Origin of the sequence: Halorubellus salinus (genome assembly GCF_020567525.1) — an archaeon.
Classification (GTDB): Archaea; Halobacteriota; Halobacteria; order Halobacteriales; family Natrialbaceae; genus Halorubellus; species Halorubellus salinus.
Genome location: NZ_JAJCVI010000001.1, coordinates 253,932 through 276,142, shown reverse-complemented (window position 1 = coordinate 276,142; position 22,211 = coordinate 253,932). Strand labels below are relative to the sequence as shown.

Annotated in this window: 27 protein-coding genes and 1 pseudogene; 9 read left to right on the top strand and 19 right to left on the bottom strand. The window is 68.9% G+C overall.

Annotated features, from left to right (window positions below; all coding sequences use genetic code 11):
- Positions 1-10: 10 nt before the first annotated feature.
- The gene (locus tag LI336_RS01400) at positions 11-1,006 is read left to right on the top strand and encodes a tyrosine--tRNA ligase (RefSeq protein WP_227130832.1); all 996 of its coding nucleotides are present in this window, start codon (positions 11-13) and stop codon (positions 1,004-1,006) included.
- A gap of 67 nt (positions 1,007-1,073) precedes the next feature.
- Positions 1,074-2,015, top strand: a complete 942-nt coding sequence (locus tag LI336_RS01395; protein WP_227130831.1) for a biotin--[acetyl-CoA-carboxylase] ligase — start codon at positions 1,074-1,076, stop codon at positions 2,013-2,015.
- Positions 2,016-2,087: 72 nt separating this feature from the next.
- On the opposite strand, the gene LI336_RS01390 is transcribed toward LI336_RS01395, so the two are convergent.
- The 5 genes from LI336_RS01390 to hflX form a co-directional block, all read right to left on the bottom strand.
- Positions 2,088-2,225 carry a hypothetical protein gene (locus LI336_RS01390; protein WP_227130830.1) on the bottom strand — a complete coding sequence of 46 codons (138 nt, stop codon included), beginning with the start codon at positions 2,223-2,225 and terminating at the stop codon, positions 2,088-2,090.
- On the bottom strand, positions 2,225-2,665 hold the full coding sequence (locus LI336_RS01385; RefSeq protein WP_227130829.1) for a universal stress protein: 441 nt from the start codon (positions 2,663-2,665) through the stop codon (positions 2,225-2,227). Before LI336_RS01385 ends, LI336_RS01390 begins: the two co-directional genes overlap by 1 nt.
- An 84-nt stretch (positions 2,666-2,749) precedes the next feature.
- Positions 2,750-3,799 (bottom strand): amidohydrolase family protein, encoded by a 1,050-nt coding sequence (locus LI336_RS01380; protein ID WP_227130828.1) that lies wholly within the window; start codon positions 3,797-3,799, stop codon positions 2,750-2,752.
- The gene (locus tag LI336_RS01375; protein ID WP_227130827.1) at positions 3,796-5,034 is read right to left on the bottom strand and encodes an HD domain-containing protein; all 1,239 of its coding nucleotides are present in this window, start codon (positions 5,032-5,034) and stop codon (positions 3,796-3,798) included. Before LI336_RS01375 ends, LI336_RS01380 begins: the two co-directional genes overlap by 4 nt.
- Positions 5,035-5,143: 109 nt before the next feature.
- A complete protein-coding gene (gene hflX, locus LI336_RS01370; protein WP_227131426.1) occupies positions 5,144-6,442 on the bottom strand; it encodes a GTPase HflX in 1,299 nt (432 codons plus the stop codon).
- Between the two features lie 256 nt (positions 6,443-6,698).
- Between hflX and LI336_RS01365 the strand changes: the two genes are divergently transcribed.
- Complete coding sequence (locus LI336_RS01365; RefSeq protein WP_227130826.1) at positions 6,699-7,034, top strand: FUN14 domain-containing protein; 336 nt, start codon at positions 6,699-6,701, stop codon at positions 7,032-7,034.
- A 62-nt stretch (positions 7,035-7,096) separates the two neighbouring features.
- Here the strand turns inward: LI336_RS01365 and LI336_RS01360 are convergent, their stop codons facing one another.
- From LI336_RS01360 to LI336_RS01320, 9 genes and pseudogenes are all read right to left on the bottom strand, one after another.
- On the bottom strand, positions 7,097-7,642 hold the full coding sequence (locus LI336_RS01360; RefSeq protein ID WP_227130825.1) for a hypothetical protein: 546 nt from the start codon (positions 7,640-7,642) through the stop codon (positions 7,097-7,099).
- A gap of 1 nt (position 7,643) precedes the next feature.
- Positions 7,644-8,369 (bottom strand): ribosome assembly factor SBDS, encoded by a 726-nt coding sequence (locus LI336_RS01355; RefSeq protein WP_227130824.1) that lies wholly within the window; start codon positions 8,367-8,369, stop codon positions 7,644-7,646.
- Positions 8,370-8,415: 46 nt separating this feature from the next.
- Positions 8,416-9,273 (bottom strand): archaeal proteasome endopeptidase complex subunit alpha, encoded by an 858-nt coding sequence (gene psmA / locus LI336_RS01350; RefSeq protein ID WP_227130823.1) that lies wholly within the window; start codon positions 9,271-9,273, stop codon positions 8,416-8,418.
- 4 nt (positions 9,274-9,277) lie between these two features.
- Positions 9,278-9,757, bottom strand: coding sequence for an Rpp14/Pop5 family protein (locus LI336_RS01345; RefSeq protein ID WP_227130822.1), 480 nt, complete (start codon positions 9,755-9,757; stop codon positions 9,278-9,280).
- Positions 9,754-10,446: a class I SAM-dependent methyltransferase gene (locus LI336_RS01340; protein ID WP_227130821.1), complete on the bottom strand. Its 693-nt coding sequence runs from the start codon at positions 10,444-10,446 to the stop codon at positions 9,754-9,756. The genes LI336_RS01345 and LI336_RS01340 overlap by 4 nt, the downstream gene beginning before the upstream one ends.
- A 45-nt stretch (positions 10,447-10,491) precedes the next feature.
- A complete protein-coding gene (locus LI336_RS01335; protein ID WP_227130820.1) occupies positions 10,492-11,253 on the bottom strand; it encodes an RNase P subunit p30 family protein in 762 nt (253 codons plus the stop codon).
- Between the two features lie 120 nt (positions 11,254-11,373).
- Positions 11,374-11,796, bottom strand: a pseudogene (locus LI336_RS01330) (RNA-binding protein); the annotation flags it as partial.
- A gap of 18 nt (positions 11,797-11,814) precedes the next feature.
- Positions 11,815-12,021 carry a DUF1918 domain-containing protein gene (locus tag LI336_RS01325; RefSeq protein ID WP_227130819.1) on the bottom strand — a complete coding sequence of 69 codons (207 nt, stop codon included), beginning with the start codon at positions 12,019-12,021 and terminating at the stop codon, positions 11,815-11,817.
- Between the two features lie 96 nt (positions 12,022-12,117).
- Entirely contained in the window at positions 12,118-12,846 is a 729-nt protein-coding gene (locus LI336_RS01320; RefSeq protein ID WP_227130818.1) for a DJ-1/PfpI family protein, read from the bottom strand.
- A 228-nt stretch (positions 12,847-13,074) separates the two neighbouring features.
- Between LI336_RS01320 and LI336_RS01315 the strand changes: the two genes are divergently transcribed.
- Entirely contained in the window at positions 13,075-13,635 is a 561-nt protein-coding gene (locus LI336_RS01315; protein WP_227130817.1) for an NUDIX domain-containing protein, read from the top strand.
- A 130-nt stretch (positions 13,636-13,765) separates the two neighbouring features.
- Here LI336_RS01315 and LI336_RS01310 read toward each other — a convergent pair whose 3' ends face one another.
- From LI336_RS01310 to pyrB, 3 genes are all read right to left on the bottom strand, one after another.
- A complete protein-coding gene (locus LI336_RS01310) occupies positions 13,766-14,602 on the bottom strand; it encodes a hypothetical protein (RefSeq protein ID WP_227130816.1) in 837 nt (278 codons plus the stop codon).
- A gap of 311 nt (positions 14,603-14,913) precedes the next feature.
- Complete coding sequence (pyrI, locus tag LI336_RS01305; RefSeq protein ID WP_227130815.1) at positions 14,914-15,372, bottom strand: aspartate carbamoyltransferase regulatory subunit; 459 nt, start codon at positions 15,370-15,372, stop codon at positions 14,914-14,916.
- Complete coding sequence (gene pyrB, locus LI336_RS01300) at positions 15,369-16,283, bottom strand: aspartate carbamoyltransferase (RefSeq protein WP_227130814.1); 915 nt, start codon at positions 16,281-16,283, stop codon at positions 15,369-15,371. The genes pyrI and pyrB overlap by 4 nt, the downstream gene beginning before the upstream one ends.
- 116 nt (positions 16,284-16,399) lie before the next feature.
- Here pyrB and LI336_RS01295 point away from each other — a divergent pair, with 116 nt between their 5' ends.
- The 3 genes from LI336_RS01295 to LI336_RS01285 all read left to right on the top strand — a co-directional run bounded on the left by LI336_RS01295 (position 16,400) and on the right by LI336_RS01285 (position 19,278).
- Positions 16,400-17,083, top strand: a complete 684-nt coding sequence (locus LI336_RS01295; protein ID WP_227130813.1) for a MinD/ParA family ATP-binding protein — start codon at positions 16,400-16,402, stop codon at positions 17,081-17,083.
- Between the two features lie 18 nt (positions 17,084-17,101).
- Entirely contained in the window at positions 17,102-17,728 is a 627-nt protein-coding gene (locus LI336_RS01290) for an RAD55 family ATPase (protein ID WP_227130812.1), read from the top strand.
- Positions 17,729-18,045: 317 nt separating this feature from the next.
- A complete protein-coding gene (locus LI336_RS01285; protein WP_227130811.1) occupies positions 18,046-19,278 on the top strand; it encodes a digeranylgeranylglycerophospholipid reductase in 1,233 nt (410 codons plus the stop codon).
- Between the two features lie 36 nt (positions 19,279-19,314).
- Here the strand turns inward: LI336_RS01285 and LI336_RS01280 are convergent, their stop codons facing one another.
- On the bottom strand, positions 19,315-19,620 hold the full coding sequence (locus LI336_RS01280) for a MazG nucleotide pyrophosphohydrolase domain-containing protein (RefSeq protein WP_227130810.1): 306 nt from the start codon (positions 19,618-19,620) through the stop codon (positions 19,315-19,317).
- Positions 19,621-19,718: 98 nt separating this feature from the next.
- The gene (locus LI336_RS01275) at positions 19,719-20,675 is read right to left on the bottom strand and encodes an FKBP-type peptidyl-prolyl cis-trans isomerase (RefSeq protein ID WP_227130809.1); all 957 of its coding nucleotides are present in this window, start codon (positions 20,673-20,675) and stop codon (positions 19,719-19,721) included.
- 158 nt (positions 20,676-20,833) lie between these two features.
- Here LI336_RS01275 and cyaB point away from each other — a divergent pair, with 158 nt between their 5' ends.
- Both cyaB and LI336_RS01265 read left to right on the top strand, forming a co-directional pair.
- A complete protein-coding gene (cyaB, locus tag LI336_RS01270) occupies positions 20,834-21,430 on the top strand; it encodes a class IV adenylate cyclase (RefSeq protein ID WP_227130808.1) in 597 nt (198 codons plus the stop codon).
- Positions 21,431-21,532: 102 nt separating this feature from the next.
- Positions 21,533-22,171, top strand: a complete 639-nt coding sequence (locus tag LI336_RS01265) for a GNAT family N-acetyltransferase (RefSeq protein WP_227130807.1) — start codon at positions 21,533-21,535, stop codon at positions 22,169-22,171.
- Positions 22,172-22,211: the final 40 nt, after the last annotated feature.

Below are 22,211 nucleotides of genomic sequence, written 5' to 3'. Positions count from 1 at the left end.
TCTCGTCGGTATGGACACCTACGACCTGATCACGCGGAACGCAGCGGAGGTCGTGACCGAGGAGGAGCTCCGAGCGCTCGCCGACGCCCCCGACGGGAAGCGCGTCTACGTCGGCTACGAGCCAAGCGGCGTCCTCCACCTCGGCCACCTGCTGACCGCGAACATGCTCATCGACCTCCAGGACGTCGGGTTCGAGGTCGTCATCCTGCTGGCGGACGTCCACGCGTACCTGAACGACAAGGGGACGTTCGACGAGATCCAGGCGACCGCCGAGGTCATGCAGGAGCAGTTCCTCGCGTACGGCCTCGACCCCGAGCGGACCGAGTTCGTGTTCGGCTCCACGTACCAGCTGGACGAGGACTACCTGCTGGACCTCCACGAGATGGCGCGGTCGACGACGCTGAACCGCGCGCAGCGCGCGATGGCGGAGATACAGGGCGGCGAGACGGCGAAGGTCAGTCACGTCGTCTACCCGCTCATGCAGGCGCTGGACATCGAGTACCTCGACCTCGACCTCGCCGTCGGCGGCCTCGACCAGCGGAAGGTCCACATGCTCGCTCGCGAGGAGCTGCCGAACGTCGGGTACGAGAGCCGGCCCGCGATCCACACGCCCATCCTCGCGGACCTGACGACCGGCGTCGGGAAGATGTCCTCGAGCACGGGCGTCACCATCAGCATGGAGGACGACGCGGAAGCGCTCGAGGAGAAGGTCAACAGCGCGTACTGTCCGCCGACGCGCGACCCCGACCCGACCGACGACGGCGAGGAACGCAAGAACCCCGTCCTGGAGCTCTTCCAGTACCACGTGTTCCCGCGGTTCGAGTCGGTGGTCGTCGAACGCCCCGAGGAGTACGGCGGCGACCTGACCTACGAGGACTACGAGTCCCTCGCGGACGACCTGGACTCGGGCGAACTTCATCCGGCGGACGCGAAGGGGACGCTCGCGTCGTACCTCGACGAACTCATCGCGCCCGGCCGCGAGCGCCTGCAGGAACTCCGGGACTGACCGGGCGTCGGGCTGGACGACGAACGCATCGCGCGCCTTTTTGTCGACCCGTTTCGAAGCGCAGGGCATGAACGACACGCGACTGCGGGTGCTGGACGCGCTCGCGGACGGTCCAGTCACCGGGCCGGCGCTCGCGGACGCACTCGACGTCTCTCGTGCGGCGGTCTGGAAGCACGTCGAGACGCTCCGGGACGCCGGGTTCGAGGTGTCGAGTACGGACGACGGGTATCGGCTCGACGCCACCCCCGAGTACGGCGGGCTGGCGGTCGCGCACGAACTGGCCGCACCGTACGCGGTCGACTACCACGACTCGGTCGGGTCGACGAACGACCGGGCGCGCGAGCTCGCGGCGGACGGCGAACGCGACGTCGCCGTCGTCGCCGCGGAACAGACCGGGAGCCGCGGCCGCCTGGACCGGGAGTGGACCGCGCCCCGTGGCGGCGTGTGGACGAGCATCCTCGTGAGACCGGACGTCCCGCCCGCGCAGGTGCCGGTGTTCACGCTCGCTGCCGCGGTCGCGACCGCGAACGCGGCACGCGAAGCCGGCGTCGACGCCGGCATCAAGTGGCCGAACGACGTCCTCGTCCCCGACGGCGACGGTGGCACGCGCAAGCTCTCGGGCATCCTCACGGAGATGGAGGGGGAAGCCGACCGCGTGTCCTGGCTCGTCGTCGGCATCGGCGCGAACGTGGATATCCCCGAGCGCGAGCTACCTGCGGGTGCGACGAGCGTCGCGATGGAGGGCGGCGTCGCGGACCGCCGCGCGTTCGTCCAGCGGGTCCTCGAAGGGTTCCACGACCTCGTCTCGGGCGACCTCGACGCCGTCCTGCCCGCGTGGCGCGAGCGCTCGCTCACGCTCGGCCAGCGGGTGCGCGTGGAGACGCCCGGTGGCGTCGTCGAGGGCGTCGCTCGCGACGTCGAGTTCCCGGGTGCGCTCCTCGTCGAGACCGACGACGGCGTCGAGCGCGTGACCGCGGGCGACTGCGAGCACCTGCGGGCCGCGGACTGAGTGTCCAAGCATACGGCCGCCCCCAGGCGGTCGTTTCGGCGTGACAGCGCGGTCGGACGACGCCTGCCTGCGCTACTGTCTGAGGACGCCGACGAGGAACGGGAGCGTCGCGATGCCCGCGAACACGGCGAGGGTCTCGTCGAAGTACGCGAACGCGAGCACCATCGCGAGCAGCGTGAACGTCGCGAGCGCCTTCTGCCGGAGGTCCATCACGCGTCGTCACCGACGCGAACCGTGAGCACCGGGACCTTGCACGCGCGGACGACGCGCTCGGCGACGCTCCCGAGCAGCAGCCTGTCGATACCGCCGCGACCGTGGGTGCCCATCACGACGAGGTCGCAGCCCTCCTCTTCGGCGTACCCGACGATCTCGCGGCTCGGCGACCCGTCGACGACGACGCTCTCGACGGGCACGTCAGCGTCGGCGGCGAGTTCCCCGACGCGTTCGAGCGCGCGTTGGCCCTCCTCGCCGAGCATGTCGCGGATGTGCTCCCAGGAGGTCTCCATCGGCATGCTCGAGTAACTCGCCGTGTTCACGACGTAGAGCGCGTGCAGGGTCGCGTCGTGCGTCGCGGCCAGCTCGACCGCGTGCTCGACCGCGCGCTCCACGCCGACGGACCCGTCCGTCGGCACCAGGATGTGATCGTACATCGCCCCGTGGATAGTGATACGATACCATCTAACATGAATCCTCGCCGTATTCGACGTCGTCGACCGGTCCTCGGTACCACCCCCTCAGAGCACGACGCGGTCGACGTCGTCGACCGTCGCGCGCCGTACGACGCCGCGGACGACGTCGCGGACGCCGTCGAGGTTGTCGGAGTCGCCGTCGAGCGCGAGGAGCTTCGCGTCCCGGCCCGGTTCGACGACGCCACAGTTCAGGCCCGCGATGTCGGCACCGTTCACCGTCGCCATCGCCAGCACCTCCCGCGCGGGCAGCGTGGAGAGCTTCGCCGCCCACTCCATCTCGCGGAACATCGACGGGCCGTTCACCATCGCGTTGTCCGTGCCGAGCGCGAGCGTCGTCCGCTCGCTGAGCGCGTCGATGTCGGGAAGCCCGACGTTCAACGCGGCGTTCGACCGGGGACACACCACCACGGGAACGCCCTTGTCCGCCACACGGTCCAGGTGGAGGGCCTCGGCGTGCACCATGTGCACGAGGAAGTCGGGGTCCAGGTCGAGCGCCGGGTGGACGTCCGACGCGTCCACCTCGCCCGCGTGGATCCCGAACAACTTCCCTTCGCGTCGCGTCGCGTTCCGCTCCCGGTCGAAGTCCGCGTCGTTCGCGCCGCTCGCCCCGAACCCGTCCGCGCGCTCCATCGCCGCGGTCTCCTCGCGCCCGAGCACCACCGACTCGACCGCCGAGTCCGCGCCAGCGCGCTCGATGGCCTCGACGCCGTCGACGCCACCCTCGCGGAACTCGACGTGCGCCGCGGTCCCCGCCCGCTCCATGTACGCGAGCGTCCGCTGCATCGCGTCGACCAGCTCGTCTCGGCTCGCCTCGCGGAGCAACCGATGCTTCAGGCCGTCCGGGGGCGCGACCAGCTCCTCAAGGGTCAGGCCTTCGCCGGCCTCCTTCGCGATGGAATCCCCGATGTGCGTGTGCGCGTTCACGAACGCGGGCAGGACGAGCCGATCGCTCTCGACAGACGCCTCCTCGATGGCCGTGATCGTGCCGTCCTCGAAGACGACCCGTCCCTCCACGGGCTCGAACGCTCGCCCACGGAGAACGAGGCCTTCGAGCGTCCCCGAGACACCACCGTTCTCGTCCGCATCTGAGGTCACGCGTCCTCACCGGCGAACGACCCGAGCGTCTCCTGGAGACCAGAGCGGACCTCGGAGACGAGCGCGCCATCGAGATCGAGACCGAGCACGTTCGCGGCGGCCGTCCCGACCGCCTCCGTGTCCTCCTCGGGTGCGTACACGCCGAGGCGCCACTGCGCGCGGTTCGCCGCACGGAGCGCGTCCACGAGCGGCGACTGCTCGTGCAGCACCCTCGCGTCGCCGTTCACCAGCACGCGCGTCGACGACTCCGTCATCTCGGGCTCCCCGGGGACGTCGAGCACCACGTCCGCCTCCGGGACGCCCGCGCGCTCCGCGATCTCGAGCTCGTATCCGCGGACGTCCTCGTGCGCCAGGTCCAGCAGGCCATCGGGGGTGTCGTCCAGTTCCGCCCAGAGCGCGCGCTTGGGGAGGTCGCGTTCGTCGAAGCGACGCGCGAACGACTCGGTCTCGGGCGTCTCACGGAGCGCGACGAGGAACCCCGGGTCGTCCATCCGTCGGAGTTCCTCCGCGTCCACGTCCGTCGACTCGAGCAGTCGCTCTGCCGCGCGCCGCAGCATCGTCTTCGAGATGCGCGTGACGTGATGATTGTACACCGTCGGAATCATGAGTGCACGCGCCACCAGGAGGCTCTCCGCAGTCTGGACGTTCCCCTCGTCGAGCACGAGGTCGTCGTCCTGGTCGAACGTCAGCTCGCGGACGAGCCGCCCGTGGTCGATGGTCCCGTACGGAACGCCCGTGTGGTGCGCGTCACGGACCAGGTAGTCCATCCGGTCGACGTCCAGCTCCCCGGAGACGACCTGTCCGTACTTCCCGTCGCCAGCGACGAGGTCCGCGACCCGCGCCGGCGACAGGTCGTGCTCCTTGAGGACCGCGCCGACCGCCCCACGCTCGAACAGCTCGTGGACGTCGTCGTGGTACTTCCCCGTCCGCCGATGCGTGAGCGGTTCGAGGTTGTGACTGAACGGCCCGTGGCCGACGTCGTGCAGGAGCGCAGCGGCCTTCACGCGCTTCGCGTTCCGCCCCGCCACCCCCAGGTGGTCGAGCGCCTCGCACGCCAGGTGGTAGACGCCGAGACTGTGCTCGAAGCGCGTGTGGTTCGCGCTCGGATACACCAGCGAGGACGTCCCGAGCTGGACGATGTGGCGGAGTCGCTGCACCGCCGGCGTATCCAGGAGGTCGCGTGCCACGCCACCCACCTCGATGTGGTCGTGGACGCTGTCCTTGATGGTCTTCATGCCCGTCGATTGCGCGGCCTCGTACAAAAAGCAGTAGAATCGTTCGGGCGAGCCCTGAACCGAGCGGCGCGTGCACCGCCTCGAGCCCTCGACAGCGACCGCGGCGCGGTCAGACCGCGCCCTCGACGGCGCGGAGGTCCTCGGCGCGGGACCGCGCCTGCTCGACGATAGCTGGCCGCGCCTCGAAGTCCACGAGGACGTCGTCGTCGCCGTACTCGACGTGGTCGACGTTCGCCTCGTCGTGCAGCCACGACACGACGCTCATCGTGTCCTCCGTCATCGGGAGGACGAGGCGCTCGCGCTCCCAGTCCGGGAGCTCCGCGACGATGCGCTCGCGGAGCGCGTCCACGTTCAGGTCCGCGAGCCCGGACACCGCCACCGGGTTCGGCGCGAGCGCACTGATCGCGTCGCGCTTGCGCTCCAGCTCGCGGTCGTCGACCTCGTCGATCTTGTTCAGGACCGTCACGATAGGCGCCTCGTTGCGCTCGTAGAGCGTGTCGTGACACGTCACGAGCTTCTCGCGTATCTCCTCGACGTCCTCGCTCACGTCCACCACGAGGAGCACGAGGTCCGCGCGATAGACGGAGTCGAGCGTCGACTTGAACGACTCCACGAGCCAGTGAGGCAGGTCCGAGATGAACCCGACCGTGTCCGTCAGGAGGACGTCGCGGTCCTCGACGTCCGCCCGCCGCGTCGTCGTCCCGAGCGTCGTGAACAACCGGTTCTCGGACTCCGCGGTCGTGTCCAGATCCGGATGGAGGCCCTCGTTCTCGTCGACGTCCATGTCCGCCGCGAGCCGCCGCAGCAGCGTCGACTTCCCCGCGTTCGTGTAGCCCGCGAGCGCCACGAGGTCGAACCCGCCCTCGCGGCGGCGCTCGCGCCTGGACTGCTCGGTCTGCTCGATGCGCTCCAGTTCGTCCCGGATGCGACTGATCTGGTTCTTTATGTCCTGCTCGCGGGACTCGTCGTACTCCCCGAGCCCCATGAACCCCGGGTGCTCGTCGCGCTTCGCGAGACTCGCCTTCGCCTCCGCACGCGGCAGCTCGTATCGTAGTTCCGCGAGCTCGACCTGCAACTGGGCCTTCCGGGTCTCCGCGCGCTGCCCGAATATCTCCAGGATGAGCGTGAACCGGTCGAGTATCTCGACTCCCTCCGGGAGCTTCGCGCCGAGGTTGAACGTCTGGTACGGCCCGAGGCTGTTGTCGAACACCACGACCTCCGCACCGGTCGCTCTAACCTCGGCCGCGAGCTCGTCCGCCTTCCCCTCCCCGAAGTGCAGCGCCGGGTCCTCCTTGCGCGTCTGCGTCACCGACCCGACCACCTCGTAGTCCGCCGCACGAGCCAGGTCGAGGATCTCCTCGAGGTCGGCCTCGCCTTCGTCCGCTCGCTTCGCGACAACCGCTTTCATCATCGACCCACCCCGACCTCGTGACGCGACGTCGGCCGTGTCGCGTCGGCAGTCGCTCCTCGCATCTCAAGCAGGGCCGGCCGCCACCTCGATTGTCCGAGTCATACCCGACCGTTGGTCGCCCGCATCCTTGAATCTCTCCCCACGCGAACCCGACCGACGACCGTGGGTCGCGAACCCGCCGGAATCACGAGCCGTCGGACGCACATCATCTCACGCCACAAACGCCTTATGGCGGCGGCGAGGAATGGGGGGTATGGACCCATTCGCACTGCAACTGGGCGTCGATCCCCAGCAACTGGGTATCGAGTTCGGGACCGGTGGTGTCATCGGTGGCATCATCGGGTTCGCGGCGAAGAAGATCGCGAAGGTCATCGCCGTCATCATCGGCCTCGAGCTCGCGCTGTTCAAGTTCCTCGAGTCCCGCGGCATCCTCACCGTCGACTGGGACAAGCTCACCTCGGGGTTCATCGAAGCGGGCCAGGACGCCGCGTCCGGTGCGCCACCGTCGTGGATACAGACCATCCTCTCGACGCTCTCCGTCGGCGCCGGCTTCACGGGCGGCTTCCTCATCGGATTCAAGAAGGGATAATCCGCTGCCGTTCGGTCCAGTCGCGAACGACCGACGTTTCTCCCGCTCGTTCTCCGCACTCGTCAGCGGTCGCGCTCGCCATCGACGTCCGCCGTCGTCGCGGTGCCCTCGACGAGTTCGAACAGTCGGTCCGCTCGCTCGCGGTCGATGTCAGCTTCGACGACCCGCGGAAGCAGTGGTTCGTCGTCCGCGACGTACGCGAACGCCGCCACGGCGCCCGCACCGAGTACCGACAGCAAGAGGCTCCCCTGGAGGACGCCCCAGCCGGCGACCACGACGACGACGACCGCGACGAGGAACGTCCGCATCTGGTCGCGCTTGCGCGCTTCCGTCTCGTGCGCTCGAACGATGGCCGCACCGCGGCCCGCGTCGACCGCGCGGTACGTCGTCCCGATCGGGCGTTCGTCCCGGAAGAGGAACCGGTGCACGACGAGGACGCCGACCGCGCCGAGCACGCCGAGGAGGAGCATCCCCTGCACGAGCGCACCGCCGAGCACGACCGCGACGACGACGTACGTCGCGAGCGCAACGACCTGCTCGTGCTTGCGTTCGGCGTCCGACAGCGCCTCGCGTTCGTCGAACGCGACCACGTCGACCCGCGACGCCATGCTAGCGGGTCTTGATGTCGTCCTCGTCCTTCACGATCCGAGTCTCGGCCTGCCCGCTGGTCATGTCGTTGACCATGTCGTAGAAGTCGTTCTGCATCCCCGCCGGGAACGTCAGCACGCCGATCCAGCCACCGTCGTTCGTCCACTCCTCGCTCTCCAGGTCGCCGTACTGTCGGATCTTCGCCTGCGCCGACCCCGCGTAGTCCGCTGGCACCCGGACCGCGACCGTCACCTCGTCGAACCGGATCGGGATGACCGGACGGAGCGCGTCCAGCGCGTCGTCGACCTGCTCCTCAACCGGCTCCATCGGGTCGACCTGGAACCCGGCCTGCTCGAGCGCGCTCGCGATGCGGTCGGGCGGATGCGGCGCGTCGTCCATCTGCGGGTTCACCGCGTTGCGCGCGATCTTGTTCACGAGCTGCTTGTGCTTCTGCTCCTGCATCTCCCGGCGCTGCTCGGCCGTGATCTGGATCTCGCCGCGCTTGATGACCTCGGGGATGATCTCCATCGGGTCGGTCGTCCCGAAGACGTCCTCGAGGTCGCTCTCGGCGGGCCGGTCGCCGCGACTCGCGTTCTCGTAGACGTCCTCCGCGGCGATGACGTCCTCGAGGTCGCCGTCGAACTCGCCGCGCTTGATGGAGAGCGCCGCGTCCGGGTCGACGAGGACCTCGAAGCGCGTGCCGTGGGATTCGAGCCGCGCCGTCACCGCTTCGTCCAGTGAAATCATACGCTGAACTTACGCGGTCGGGCTTAAAAAGGTGTGTCCCCGTTGCTCACTCCGCGCCGGGGTCGCCAGCCGCGTCGTCGCCGTCGCTTCCCTCGCTCGAACCCGAGCCGCCGCCAGCCGCGTCGTCGCCGTCGCTTCCCTCGCGCGAACCCGAGCCGTCGCCACCGTCGTCCTCGTCGACCGGTGGCAGCGCGTCGAGGTGCGAGGCGAGCGCGTCGTCGTCGAGGACGTCGACGGTTCGCGTCTCGACGTCGACCGTCGCGACCGCGACCTGGTCGACGTCCGGGCGTTCGTCGTCGGGAACGGAGATGGCGCGGAGCGCGAGCGCCGTCGCGTCCGCGAGGTCGAGTTCGGGGTCGTACTCGGTCTCGAGGAACGCCTGTATCTCGCCGCGGTCCGCACCGACCGCGACCGCCTGCCAGCCGTCGACGGTCCCGGACGGGTCGGTCTCGTAGAGCCGAGCGGTGCCGTCCGAGTCCACGCCCGCGACGAGGAGCGCCGCACCGAACGGTCGCGCCCCACCGACCTGCGTGTACGCCTGCACGAGGTCCGAGACGTGCCGCGTCGCCGTCTTCACGCCGATGGGCTCGCCGTACCGGAGGCGATTGATCTGTGCGTCCCGTCGGAGTTCGTCGACGAGTCGACGCCCGTCCGCGACGTGGCCCGCGCTCGCCGCCGCCAGGTGGTCGTCGACCACGTGGAGTTTCTCGATGCTCTCGCCCTCCATCAACGACGACCCGACGCGCTTGTCCACCGCGAGCACCACGCCCGCCGACGTCTTCACGCCGACCGTCGAGGACCCGCGCTTGACCGCTTCGCGCGCGTACTCGACCTGGTACAGCCGGCCGTCCGGCGAGAAGATGCTCGTGCCGCGGTCGTACGCCATCTGATCGTGTCCGTCCATCGTGTCACTCCACGTCCTCGCTGGTCGCGTACGCGCGCTCGCCGTCGACGTCCACCGCGACGCGGTCACCGCGCACGATAGCGCGACGACGACCGTTCGCGAACGCGACCTCGCGTCGGTCCGGACGTTCCGTCCCAGCAGGTATGAACTTTTCCTCGCACGCACGGATGGTCCCGGAGACGCCACGGACGGTCACGGCGACGGTGGCGTCGTCGACGGTCTCGATGCACGCGAGCGCCGCTCTGAGGTCCTCGACGTGCCCGCGCCGGGCGCGGACGACCGCGCTCCCGTCGCCGTTCCCGAACTGGAATCGGACGACGGTGCCGTCTGCGTCCGCACTCACGGCGTCTCCGAGGAGGTTCTGGGCCGCGTACCAGAGTTCGCGCTGGAACGCGCCCCGGGACAGCGAGACCTCCGGGTCGGTCTCCAGCGCGACCGCGACGTACCGCCACTTCGGCCGCAGGTGCTTGGGGAGGTGCTTCATCGCGGCCCGTCGCCGACCGCGTCGGTGTCCGCTCGGGCGAACGCGCGGTGGTCGCCGGCCGCGAGCTCGTCGACGTCGTCACCGACGAGGACGCCGACCTGGTCGTGGACGCTCGTCGCGTCGGTGAGTGCGAACCCCGCGTCGGTGAACGCCTCCGCGAGGGCGCCGACGGTCGCCGGGTCGTCGACCTCGGGCGAGTAGAACGGCTCCTCGGGGTCCGGGAGCCCGAAGAACATCACGTCGCCGAGCACGAACCGGTCGGGGTCGAGCGCGGCGACCGCCGCGAGGGCCTCGCGCTTCTCGTCGTCCGCGAGGTGATGCATCGCGAAGTTCGACACCACGACGTCCACGTCGACGTCCTCCGGGACGTTCGGCTCGCGGAACCGCCCCTCGTCGAACGAGACGTTCTCGAACCCGGCGTCCGCTGCCTTCTCGCGGCCCTGCGCGAGCATCCCGTCGCTGATGTCCCGGCCGAGGACGCGGCCCGCGTCCTCGGCGAGCGACAGCCCGATGGCACCGGTTCCACAGCCGAGGTCGAGCACCGTCGACTCCGCGTCGATCGCGTCGCGCGCCGCGTCGACGACGAGCGAGACGCACGCGCGGTACTCGTCGGTGTCGTTCTCCTGGTCGTCGTACGTCGCCGCCATCTCGTCGAACCGCGCCGCGTGCTCCTCGATCGGTCGCTTCATGCCTCCGGGTTGGCGACCCCGCGTCAAGAACGCCGCGGGTTCGCGCTACGCCCCGGAGTCGTCGCCGTCGGTCACTGATCGGTTGCCGTCAGTGTCCGGACGGTCGCGGTACCGACCGCGACGCACGCCCGGCTCGACGTAGTCCGGGGACGTGACCTCGCGGTTGCGAGCGACGAGGTGCCCCCACTCGCGGAGGCCGTCCTCGACCTGCTCGCGCGAGAACCCGATGCGTTCGCCGACCGCCGCGAGCGCGCGCGGCCCGCGGAGGTGCCGGTGACTCGTCCCGTCCACGCTCACGACGTAAGGCACGTCGTAGTACTCGACGAGTTCGCGGAGCTTCCGGAGGTCGCCGAGCGCCTGGACGCGCCGGCCGCCGGTCGCGCGCAGCACGCCCGAGAGGTCGAACTCGACGCGGACGCCGTGCTCGGCCGCGGCCTTCGCGAGCACGTGATTGAAGTCGCCGTCGCCGCGCATCGGGTGCGCGAGCACGTCCACGCGGTCCTGCTCGACCGCGAACCGGTTCATCTCGTTCGTGCCACCGTGCACGAGCAAGACGGTGTACTTCGGCCGGTAGTTCCCGACGTACCCGCTGGCCTGCTCGGGCGAGTTCGCCCGCACCTCCAGGCCGTCGACGACGTCGATACCGACCGCGTCCGCCACAGCGTCCACGTCCACGTCGGCGCGCGCGTCCCCGTGGTTCCGGACGACGACGCCCTCGTAGCCGAGGCTCGCCGCGTGCTCGACGCATCGACGCACCGTCGACTCGCCGTCCGGTCGCGCGTGAACGGCCTCGTAGAACCCCGTCATCCCACGGCGACCCCCGTCATCGCGCTAGGCGTCGCCGTTGGTCGCGTCGGCGTCGTCGCCGGCCGCGCCGCCCTCGGTGTCGTTCTCGCCGTCGTCGGGGACGCGAACCTCGTGCTCCTCGAGTTCCTCGATGGTCCGGCGCGCGTTCTCGATGGCCTTCTCGCGCTTGGCCGGATACGCCTCGACCTTCGCGCGGAACGTGATACCGTCGCCGCGCGCGGACTCGCCACCGAAGGCGGCCTGCTTGTCGAGATGCAGGAAGAACTCGCAGTGCTCTGTCACGCGCTCCTCTATCTCGTCCAGCAGCGACTCGGTGTCGTCGAGGTTCGCGACGCGACTCAGCGCGTACCGCAGGTCGTCGGCGTTCTCGATGCGTGCCGAGAGGATGTCGATGCGGTCCCCGTGATGGCCCTCGGACGACGTTCGCTCTATCTCGACGTCCTCGGGCAGGAAGTGACGGAGCGCCTGCTCGACGCGTTTCTCGTCCTCGGTCGCGTACGCGAACGTCCGGACGTCCACGTAGTGAAAGGGAACACTCGCCATAGGCGCTCCAGAACCGCGTTATTCCTCGTCGTCCTCGACCTCGTCCTCGTCGACGAGTTCGAGGGAGTCCTCGGGGACGCCGGACTCCTGGCCGTCCTCGAAGCTGATTGTGTAGTTCGCGTCGCCGAACATGGACTCCATGACCTGCGTGATGGTGCCGGTCTGGCCGTCGTACTCGCTGTGCTCGTCGTGGAGGACCACGGTGTCGTCTTCCTCGAAGCTCATACCACCGCGTTCCCCCGGCGCGAGTAAAAAGGACTCGATACGAACGGGCCGACGGTCGCGTTCGTCGACGGGACTGTGCGCGCTCGCGAGGTGGCGTCAGTGCCCGAGTTCGTCGAGCAGGACGTCGGCTGCTGCTGCGGAGGACCCGGGGCCGCGTGCGGTGACGAGGTCGCCGTCGACCGTGACGCTCGTGTCGGCGTCGAGTTCGGCGTCCCAGTTCCCGCCGGCCGCGACGACCTCGTCCTCGACGTAGTACGGGAGCTTCCGGCCGTCGAGGCGGTCGTGTTCGTCGACGATGCCGTCCTCCCACGCGTTCGGGAAGCCGGTGACGTCGCGGCCGTCGACGAGGAACTCGCCGTCGTCGGTTCGCGCTCGCGGCTCGTCGCCGCTCGCGCTGTCGGCGGCGCGTGGCGCCGCCCTGGTGAACGCGAGGAGGCCGGCGGCGTGACAGACGACGAGCGCGACGCCGTCGTCGCCGGCGACTGCGGTCCGGAGCGCGGTCCGGGCGTGGACGTCCTGGTTGACGTCCCAGACGGTGCCGTGGCCGCCCGGGAAGACGACGGCGTCGTACTCGCTCGCGTCCACCGCGGCGAACGGCTCGGGGTCGTTCAGGTCCGGGTCGTTCTCGTGGACGTCGAGGACGAACTCCGAGGTCTCCTCGCCGACCTCGTCGGGGTCGACCGAGCGGTCGTCGACAACCGGCGGGTTCCCCGCTGGCGTGGTGACGTCGACGTCGACGCCGGCGTCCTTCAGGGTAGTCAGGGGTTCGATGCACTCCTCGCCCCAGTAGCCGTCCTCGCTGACGAAGAACAGTGCTCGTGTCATCACCCCCGGGTACGAGCGGGGCCCGAAAGGCACGTGAGGAACCGGCGGCCAGTGCCGATACCGACACCGTTGGGCAACGCGACCGAGCGGTCCTGCGCGGCGAGCGGATAGCGAAGCGCCTTTGGGTCGCGTTCGCATACGCGCTGGTATGACCCAGTCCTTCGCTCGTCCCCACCTCCACGGTCCGGTTCGACGGTCGACCGCCGGCAGCGCTCGAGGCACGCGGCGATGCCGGTAGACGACCTCTGGTTCCTCGCCGATCGCGCCACGCAGGTCGGCGAGCGCGCGTACCACCGACTCGACGACGGTCACGACGAGTACCTCGCGTGCGACCAGACCCGCGACGTGTGTCGCGAGCAGTTCGAGCGCGTCGCCGAGCGCGTCGCCCAGTCCGGCGCCCCCTTCGGCGCGCACACGGTCGTCTATCGAGACGGCGGCGACCTCCTGCTCGTGTACCACGAGGGCGTCGACAAGTGGGTCGTGCCCGGTGGCGGCGTCCACCCGGAGGAGTCGTTCCGCGAGGCCGCCGAGCGCGAACTCGCGGAGGAGGCCGGGGTCGCCGCGGACTACGACGGACTCGCGCTGCTGGGCCGCATCGACGTCCGGCACGGCTCGTACGCGGTCACCGGCGCACTCCCGGTGTTCGCGGCGGAAGCGCGGACGCACGAGCCCGCGGTCGAGGACCCGGACGGCGAGATAACGGCCGCGGAGTGGTTCGACGTCCTCCCCGAGGACACCCGCGACCGCGAGGACCTCCGGCAGTGGCGCGACCGCGCACTCCCCGTCTGACCGACCCCCCACCACCGCTGCAAGTGAAGGGTCGGGGACGGGGCGGGGCTCACTCGGTAGGACGCCCGAGCCGACCCCACGTCCCCGCCCCCACGGCGCCCGCTGGCGCGTCGTCGCCGCACGACATCGGTCACTCGGGCGCGCCGTGACTCTCGCCGTCGCGCGCGTCCGCCTTCATCCGGCGGAGCGCCGCCTGCGCCTGGCTCGCGTCGTACCCGAAGTAGACGCCGTCCGCGTACGCGTCCGCGACCTCCGTCGCGTGGATGAGGTTATCCACCTCCACCTCGACCGCGTACAGTTCGATGCCGAGGTCGACGCCGTCCGGGATGCGCGACCGGAAACCCTTCGCGATGGTCTCCAGCCAGTACGTCGTCCCGTACGCCGTATCGTACAGCGGCACGACGAACTCGTCGACGTACTCCGCGAGCGCGTCGACGTTCAGGCCAGCGCGCTCCTCCAGATGCCCCGGGTACGGGTCCGGGTAGAGCGTGAAGTACACCTTCCCCGGGATGCGGTCCGTGGCCTCGGCGACGAAGTCGGTGATGGTCGCCTCGCGCCACGCCCACCAGTCCTCGAACTCGCTGTCGGCGAACGCGTCCTCGCAGTGCTCGCAGTGACAGTACTCGGCGCGCGGGAACCCGACGTCGTCGAGTCGCACGTCCGGGTTCGCCGCGGCCGCATCCTCGATCATCTCCAGGAGCCCCTCGCGGTAGCGCTCGCGGCTCGGACAGACGTACCCCCAGTCGAAGTACGGTTGTTCGCGCGTCGCTCGCTCACCGTCCTCGCTCACGGGGACGAGGTCCGGCTTCGCCTCGCCCGCGGCCGTGTCACCGAAGCACGAGATCATGTTCACGCCCTCGGGCTCGGGTTCGACCGCTCGCCCGGTGACGTCCTTGACCTCGTAGAACGCACGGTCGAACGACGGCCAATCGAGCTCCGGCTCGTTCCGCGTGACGACGCCGTACATACCACTCGGTGGGGGGTGGATACACGAAAACCGTTCGGAAGCGGGCGACGCGGCCGGCGGCGGCGCCCGGAGCGCTGGAGGACGTTACTCGGCGTCGTACTCGACTTCGACGGTCTCGTCACCGCCGGAGAACGTCTTGTAGAGGAGGGCGATTGCGACCACCGCGATCAGGAGTTTGACCTTCTTGGACATACGGATACGTTCGAGCTTTGACTATTTATGACTTACTGAACCGGGGGCCGTCGAACGCGACGAGGGTCCCCGACGCGAGGGGACGACTCGCCCGTCACCCGCCGTCGCGCGGCTTCGTGTCAACCGTCGATGAGCGCTGCGATGTCCTCGCGAACGATCGTGTCGCAGTACTCGCAGCGCACGCCGTCACGGAGGACCGCGAACGCCGACTCGACGGGTTCGTCCGCGGTCGTGATACAGTTCCGGTTCGGGCACGCGAGCACGCCAGTCACCCGGTCCGGGCGCTCCACGCGATTCTTCTCGACGACGTCGTAGTCGCGAACGATGTTCACGGTCGCGTCCGGCGCGATGACCGAGAGCACGTCGAGCTCGTCCTGACTGAGCTCGCGACCCTCGACCTTCACGACGTCCTTCCGCGCGAGCGCCTCCGAGGGAACGTTCATCCCGACGGAGATCTCCTCGCCGCTCGACCCGTCGATGCCGAGCATCGAGAGGACGTTCAGCGCCTGCCCGGCGCGAACGTGGTCGATGACGGTCCCACTGCGGATCTTCGAGACGCGGAGCTCTTTCTCCGTCATTGGTCGTCCTCCATAAGCAGGTCGAGCAACGCCATCCGCACCGGGACGCCGTTGTGCGCTTGCTCGAAGTAGTTCGCGTACGCGGTGTCGTCTATCTCGGGCGCGATCTCGTCGACGCGCGGGAGCGGATGCATGACCGTCAGGTCGTCGCTCGCCGCCTCGAGCGTCTCGGCATCGATCTGGTACTGGCCCGCGACCTTGTGGTACTCGTTCTCGTCGGGGAAGCGCTCGCGCTGGATGCGCGTGACGTACAGGACGTCCAGGCTCGGGAGCACCTCCTCGAGGTCCGTGTGCTCGCGGACGTTCGCGCCGGCTTCGTGGAGGTCGTAGCGGACCGACCGCGGGAGCTTCAGGGACTCCGGCGAGACGAAGTGCTGGTGCGCGTCGAAGTTCGTGAGCGCGGTCGCGAGCGAGTGCACGGTCCGCCCGTACTTCAGGTCGCCCATGATACCGATAGTGAGGTCGTCGAGCCCGGCGGTCTCCCGGATCGTGTAGAGGTCCAGGAGCGTCTGCGTCGGATGGTGGCCGGCGCCGTCGCCGGCGTTCAGGAGCGGGACGTCGACGTACTCGCTCGCCATCTTCGCGGAGCCCTCCAGTGGGTGTCGGAGCACGAGCGCGTCCGCGTACCCCTCGATGACGCGGACGGTGTCCGCGAGGCTCTCGCCTTTCTTGACCGATGAGGAGTCGACGCTCCCCATGTCGACGACGTCGCCGCCGAGGCGCTTGATCGCGGCCTCGAAGCTCATCTTCGTTCGCGTGCTCGGTTCGAAGAAACACAACCCGAGGAGCGTGCCCGCGTTCCGTTCGCGGGCGGCCGACGGGTCGGCGTCGAGCTCCGCGGCCCGGTCGAGGACCTCCTCGATGTCCTCGCGCGAGAGCTGTCGCGCCGTGAGCAGGTGGTCGTGACGCATCACGTGACACCACCCGCCCCCGGCCCTTGAATCAATCCGTTCGGGTCGCACCACGGCCGTGATTCGGGCCGTGGCCTGGCCGCGAGTTCAAGGGCGATGCGGCGGCGACCGCTGGTATGCTCGCGTTCGCCGGTGGGAAGGGTGGGACGGGGAAGACGACGACTGCACTCGCGTTCGCGCGCGAACTCTCGGCCGCACGAACGCACGACGGACGGAGACGGACGGTGACGGTCGTGGACGCGGACGTAGACATGCCGGACGTGCACGCGATGGTCGGCGTCGACCGGACGCCGACGGTCCTCGAGTGTCCGCGCGGGCGGCCCGCCCCGTCGCTCTCGGGGGTCCGCGTCGCCCCGGCACCGCCAGCCGACGCGACCGACGCGTTCGAGCGAGCGCTCTCCGAGCTACGAGCGCCCGACGGCACGAGCGGCGACCGGAACGCGACCGGGGGTCGCTCCCGCCGCTGCGTCGTCGTCGACGCACCCTGTGGCGGTGGACCCGACGCAGCGCGCCCGCTCGCCGCCGCGGACGGCGTCGTCCTCGTGACGCGCCCGACGCCCGCCGCGGTCCGCGACACCGCCAAGACCGCGGCGATGGCTCGCGCACTCGAGACGCCCGTCGTCGCCGCCGTCGTCGTCGGCGACCGCCCACCGCGCGCACTCGAGGACGTCCTCGGCGCACCACGCGTCGTCACCGTCCCGGTCGTCGACGACGACCCGTTGACCGCCCCAGCGCATCGGGCCGCCGTGGGGCGGCTCTGTAAGGCACTTCGACGCGGCAGACACCTTTTTACGGAGTGAAGGCCAACCCAGAGGCACATGGCGGGGCGTCTGGAGACGGGCATAGAGGTTCTCGACCGGAAGCTCGACGGGGGGCTACCGCCGGGTACCATCGTCGCGCTCACGGCGGAGCCGGCGAGTCAGTCCGAACTCATCCTCTACGAGCTCACGGCGGCCCGCGGCAGCCTCTACCTGACGACCGAGCGCTCCGACCAGGCGGTCCGGGACGCCATCGAGAAGACGAACGCGCCCGTCGGCTCGCCGACGGTCCGGGACATCTCCGGGAGCGAACCGCTCGACCAGGCGAACCGCCTCATCCGCGCGCTCCCCGAGGGCGCGAACCTCATCATCGACACCGCGAACGTCCTGGAGCGCGGCGACCGGAACCGCTTCCGGAACTTCATGACCGAACTCCAGACGCACATGGTGAACACGGGCTCGATCGCCATCATGCACTGCATGAAAGAGCAGACGCCACCCCAGAACCGGTCGTCGACGAAGCACATGGCGGACGTCGTCTTCGACCTGGAGACCCAGGTACGTGGGAGCGAACTCGAGAACCGTCTGACCGTCCCGAAGTTCCGGGGCGGCACCGCGCTCAAGGAATCCATCAAACTCGAGCTATCCGACGAGGTCGCCATCGACACCAGCCGCGACATCGCGTGACGACCACCACAGTCGCGTGACGACCGCCCCAGGTACGATCACTTCACGTCCGACCGTATCACGCCCGAGCACACCAGATACGAGGACGTTCCCAGTCTCGGCGGGCACCCCTCGCTCCGAGCCCGACGCTCGCGCCGAGCGTAACACACGCTCGAACCGCCGCATCACCCCGTAGAACCACCACAGACCGAAGATATCGACAGAGTCAGCCGCGAGAAACCTGAGCGTTCGAAACCAGCACAAATTACAAGGACCGGTCAGTACGGATGCACAAGGACGACGAACATCGACTCTATAGCGATGATTCCTACCCTACCATGACAGACACACACGACGTGGTTATCGCCGGTGCGGGCCCCGCAGGTGGACAGGCGGCGCGAGACCTCGCGTCGCGCGGGTACGACGTGGTCGTACTCGAGACCGAGACCGAGGACGAGTTCCCGAGCAGGAGCAACAAGTCGACCGCGGGGACGTTCCCGTCGACGATGGCGTCGTTCGGAATCCCCGACGAGGTCGTGATGAACTTCACGGACGACGTCATCCTCGAATCGCCGAACCATCACTATCGTCGCCATCAGCCGGGCGCCGTGCTGGAGTTCGCGGACTTCAAGAACTGGCTCGTCGACGAGGCCGTCGCCGACGGCGCGGAGTACCGGTTCGACGCGCGCGTCTCGAAACCCATCATGGACGGTGACGAGATAGTCGGCGTGAAGTACAACGGCGACGAGGAGATCTACGCCGACATCGTCATCGACGCGACCGGGCCGGCGGCGCCGCTCGCGAAGGCGCTCGACGTCTGCGGCCTGAAACGCGAGAAGCAAGCGATCGGTATCGAGTTCGAGTACGAGAACGTCGACGTCGACGCCGGGGGATACGCTGACCTGACGGACTCGATGATGCTCCGACTCGACCACGACATCGCGCCTGGCGGGTACTCGTGGATCTTCCATACTGGCGAGGATACGGCGAAGGTCGGCGTCTGCTACCTCCAGAACGAGAGTCATCGCAAGAACTCGAAGTCCGGGTACACGATCGACGACTACCTCCAGTACTGGGTGGACACCGACCCGCGCTTCGAGGACGCGGTGAAGCTCGAAGGGAAACAGCACCGTGGGTCCGCGCACGTCCAGCTCCCGGATAGCATGAGCACGGACAACTTCATGGCGATCGGCGACACGGTGCCGACCGTGGACCCGCTCTGGGGCGAAGGCATCGACAAGTGCATGCGTTCCGGCCGGGTCGCAGCGGCGACCGCGGACCGGTCGCTGACGGACAGCGACCGTGACACGTCGGCGCGGGAACTCGCGGTCTACGACCAGCTCTGGCAGGACCGCGTCGCGCCGAAGGTCAAGAAGCGGTTGTTCATGACGGAGATGCTGTACCGTGCGTCGAACGAACGATACGACGCCCTCGTCGACGACCTCCACAAGCACTCCAAGGACAAACTCGACTCCGTCAACGCAGGCAACCTCCGCGACATGCTCGGGATGCTGAAGTTCGAGGACATCTCCATCCTCGCGAAGACGGCGCGCGACTGGGTTCGGAACTGACGGCGGCGAGTTCGTTCTCTCGACTCGCGTTCTCCGTCAGCTGTCGCTCCCGGGGTCGCCGGTCTCGGCGATGCGTCGTTCGTACTTTTCTAGGGCTTCGTCGAGCGCCGCGTCGGCGTCGACGTCGAGCGAGTTCGCGAACGAGAGGAGACTGAATAACGCGTCCCCGATCTCGTCGCGCTCGACCTGGAGGTCGCCGTCGCCGACGCCGTACTCGGTCGACGAGCACGCGTCCGCCGCGAGTTCGCCGACCTCGCTCGCGAGGTCGAGCAGCTGGTACTCGGGTTCGCCCTGCATCTCGTGTTCGTCGTGGAACTCGCGCACGCGGTCCTGAGCGTCCATATCGAGCGCGTCGGAATCGTCTCCCAAGGGCGTTCTGGAATCCGTCGACGAGCGTCGCCACTACGCGGCGTGAGAACGAGAGAATCGGCGCTGCTGGGTTACTCTTCGTCGAGTTCCGCGGCGATCTCGTCGGCGTCCACGTCGGCCTCCTCGAGTGCTTCCTCGACGGCCTCGGCGTCGGCGCCCTCGCCACCCATACCGCCCATCATACCGCCCATGCCACCCATCATGCCGCCCATGCCGCCGCCGTCGATGATCTCCTGGACGACCACGCGGTCGACGTCGACGTGACTCATGATCTGCTGGGCGACCTGCTGCTTGCCGAACATCCACTGCTGGTTCATCTGGAGCTGCGGGACGCTCTCGACGTAGAGCGAGCGCTTCTCGACGACCTCGGTCTCGAACTCGGGCTCGGCGTCCTCGTCGGCGTCCTCGTCCGGCTCGACCATCGTCTCCTCCTCGACCTCGTCGGTCTCGATGTGCATCTCGGGCGCGATGTCGAAGAACATCTCGAAGAGCCCGGACGCCTTCTCGACCTCGTCCGTGACGACGTCGACGATCTCGTAGTCGTACTCGACGTCGTCGCCGGCGAGCGGGTGGTTGAAGTCCACGCGAGCGCGGCCGCCGATGATGGTGTTCACGAAGCCTTCCTCGCCGTCGATCTGGACCTGCGCGCCGGGATGACGGTCGTCCTCGGGGATCTTCTCGGCGGAGAGGGTGCGGACGTCGTCCTCGTCGTACTCGCCGAACGCTTCGGCGGCGGGGACGACGACGGTCCCGGTGTCGCCGACCTCCTTGCCGCGGACGTCGTCCTCGACGCTGTCGAAGATGTGGCCCTCACCGAGGACGATGGTTCGCGGGGCGAACTCCTGGCCTTCCTGGTCGATGCCCTCCTCTTCGGCGACCTCGGGGTCGGTCGTGTCGACGAGCTGGTCGTTCTCGACGGTGCGGGCGGTGTACGCGAGCTTCACGAAGTCTCCGTCCTGCACGCCCTCGGTCTCGTCTGCCTCTGTCTCGGCTGCTGCGTCCTCAGTCTCGGCTTCTTCGTCGGTCATGTCGTATACGTCTCCCAGCCCGCATTTAAGAACCACGTTTTCGACCCGCGAGCGTGCGCTTCGCGCGAACGGATTCGACCGTGTCGCACGAGCGGACTCGTCGGACGATTGCGCCGGGAACGACCACGTTTTTCCCGGTTCCACGACGTGCTCGTTGTATGTACGAGGTCGAGATGAAGGTGCGAGCGGGCGGCGACGACGTGCGGGCGCGACTCCGCGACGCTGGGGCGTCGCGGTCGCGCGTGGTGTTCCAGGAGGACACGTACTACGACGCGCCCCATCGCGAGTTCGCGGAGACCGACGAGGCGCTGCGCGTTCGCCGAGAGACCGAACTCGGCGAGGACGCGCCACCGGGGGTGGAGGCGGTGGCGGACGCGCTCGACGACGGCGCGTTCGACACTCGCGTGACGTACAAGGGCCCCCTCGTGGACGACGAGTCGAAGACCAGAGAGGAGTTCGAGACGGGCGTCGCGGACGGGGCGACGATGGCGCGCGTGTTCGCCGAGCTCGGGTTCTCGCCGGCGGCGACGGTCGCGAAGCGCCGCGAGTTCTGGAGGCTCGACGGCGTGACCGTGACGGTCGACGACGTCGCAGGGCTCGGGACGTTCGTCGAGGCGGAGACGGAGACGGACGAGGCCGGCGTCGAGGGCGCACGCGACCGGGTCGCGGACGCGCTCCGCGCGCTCAACCTCGACCCGGACGACCAGATCAGGACGTCGTACCTCGGCCTGCTGCTCGGCGTCGAGGAGAAATAGCGGGAGTCCCCCGACCACCCACCCGGAATATGTATTCTCGTGCATATCTCGGTAGCTCACCGGAATACTGATTGTGACGGCCGTTCCGACTAGGGACGAACGATGGTCGACTTCGGCGTTCATCGGGTGACGCGGACGTGGCTCGGCCGGGCGCTCTACGACGCGCTGGACACGCTCGGCGTCACCGGGACGTCGATGTACGTGTACGCCGTGGCGCTCTCGGATGCGTCGGTGGACCGGTCGCCACCCGACGACGTCGCCCTGGACATCGTTCGGGCGAGCGAACTGTCCGTGCAGCCCGACGAGGACTTCGAGGACCTCGCGCCCGCCGATTTCGTGGCGATCGCTCGCGACGCCGGGGCGCGACCGGCGGCCGAGTTGTGCGAGGGTGACGTCGACGCCGTCCGTGGATGGGCGTTCCTCACGCTCGAGCGCCCGGTGGAGGTGGGTGAGCTCGCGGCGACGGTGCGGTTCGACGGGGCGTACCTCTGGCATCTCTACGTCGACCCCGAAGACAGGGGTCGTGGCGTCGGGTCCGCGTTGCTGGCGAGGGCGCTCTCGTTCGCGGCCGAGGACCGCGTCGACGCGGCGTACGCGTTGGTCGCGAAGGACAACGTGCCGTCCCAGCGGGCGTTCGAGGCACGCGGGTTCGACGTGGTGGACGAAGTGGCCTACTATCGCGCCTTCGCCTGGGAGCGCCGCCACGGTCCACTCCACAGAGACAGAGAATATAGTCTATAGCCTCTATATTTATTCTATACGAAGATATTATAGTCCAAGC

Coding starts and splice junctions, on each gene's coding strand:
- LI336_RS01400 (WP_227130832.1), top strand. CDS start 11: ATGGACACCTACGACCTGATCACGCGGAACGCAGCGGAGGTCGTGACC.
- LI336_RS01395 (WP_227130831.1), top strand. CDS start 1,074: ATGAACGACACGCGACTGCGGGTGCTGGACGCGCTCGCGGACGGTCCA.
- LI336_RS01390 (WP_227130830.1), bottom strand. CDS start 2,225: ATGGACCTCCGGCAGAAGGCGCTCGCGACGTTCACGCTGCTCGCGATG.
- LI336_RS01385 (WP_227130829.1), bottom strand. CDS start 2,665: ATGTACGATCACATCCTGGTGCCGACGGACGGGTCCGTCGGCGTGGAG.
- LI336_RS01375 (WP_227130827.1), bottom strand. CDS start 5,034: ATGAAGACCATCAAGGACAGCGTCCACGACCACATCGAGGTGGGTGGC.
- hflX (WP_227131426.1), bottom strand. CDS start 6,442: ATGAAAGCGGTTGTCGCGAAGCGAGCGGACGAAGGCGAGGCCGACCTC.
- LI336_RS01365 (WP_227130826.1), top strand. CDS start 6,699: ATGGACCCATTCGCACTGCAACTGGGCGTCGATCCCCAGCAACTGGGT.
- LI336_RS01360 (WP_227130825.1), bottom strand. CDS start 7,642: ATGGCGTCGCGGGTCGACGTGGTCGCGTTCGACGAACGCGAGGCGCTG.
- LI336_RS01355 (WP_227130824.1), bottom strand. CDS start 8,369: ATGATTTCACTGGACGAAGCGGTGACGGCGCGGCTCGAATCCCACGGC.
- psmA (WP_227130823.1), bottom strand. CDS start 9,273: ATGGACGGACACGATCAGATGGCGTACGACCGCGGCACGAGCATCTTC.
- LI336_RS01345 (WP_227130822.1), bottom strand. CDS start 9,757: ATGAAGCACCTCCCCAAGCACCTGCGGCCGAAGTGGCGGTACGTCGCG.
- LI336_RS01340 (WP_227130821.1), bottom strand. CDS start 10,446: ATGAAGCGACCGATCGAGGAGCACGCGGCGCGGTTCGACGAGATGGCG.
- LI336_RS01335 (WP_227130820.1), bottom strand. CDS start 11,253: ATGACGGGGTTCTACGAGGCCGTTCACGCGCGACCGGACGGCGAGTCG.
- LI336_RS01325 (WP_227130819.1), bottom strand. CDS start 12,021: ATGAGCTTCGAGGAAGACGACACCGTGGTCCTCCACGACGAGCACAGC.
- LI336_RS01320 (WP_227130818.1), bottom strand. CDS start 12,846: ATGACACGAGCACTGTTCTTCGTCAGCGAGGACGGCTACTGGGGCGAG.
- LI336_RS01315 (WP_227130817.1), top strand. CDS start 13,075: ATGCCGGTAGACGACCTCTGGTTCCTCGCCGATCGCGCCACGCAGGTC.
- LI336_RS01310 (WP_227130816.1), bottom strand. CDS start 14,602: ATGTACGGCGTCGTCACGCGGAACGAGCCGGAGCTCGATTGGCCGTCG.
- pyrI (WP_227130815.1), bottom strand. CDS start 15,372: ATGACGGAGAAAGAGCTCCGCGTCTCGAAGATCCGCAGTGGGACCGTC.
- pyrB (WP_227130814.1), bottom strand. CDS start 16,283: ATGCGTCACGACCACCTGCTCACGGCGCGACAGCTCTCGCGCGAGGAC.
- LI336_RS01295 (WP_227130813.1), top strand. CDS start 16,400: ATGCTCGCGTTCGCCGGTGGGAAGGGTGGGACGGGGAAGACGACGACT.
- LI336_RS01290 (WP_227130812.1), top strand. CDS start 17,102: ATGGCGGGGCGTCTGGAGACGGGCATAGAGGTTCTCGACCGGAAGCTC.
- LI336_RS01285 (WP_227130811.1), top strand. CDS start 18,046: ATGACAGACACACACGACGTGGTTATCGCCGGTGCGGGCCCCGCAGGT.
- LI336_RS01280 (WP_227130810.1), bottom strand. CDS start 19,620: ATGGACGCTCAGGACCGCGTGCGCGAGTTCCACGACGAACACGAGATG.
- LI336_RS01275 (WP_227130809.1), bottom strand. CDS start 20,675: ATGACCGACGAAGAAGCCGAGACTGAGGACGCAGCAGCCGAGACAGAG.
- cyaB (WP_227130808.1), top strand. CDS start 20,834: ATGTACGAGGTCGAGATGAAGGTGCGAGCGGGCGGCGACGACGTGCGG.
- LI336_RS01265 (WP_227130807.1), top strand. CDS start 21,533: ATGGTCGACTTCGGCGTTCATCGGGTGACGCGGACGTGGCTCGGCCGG.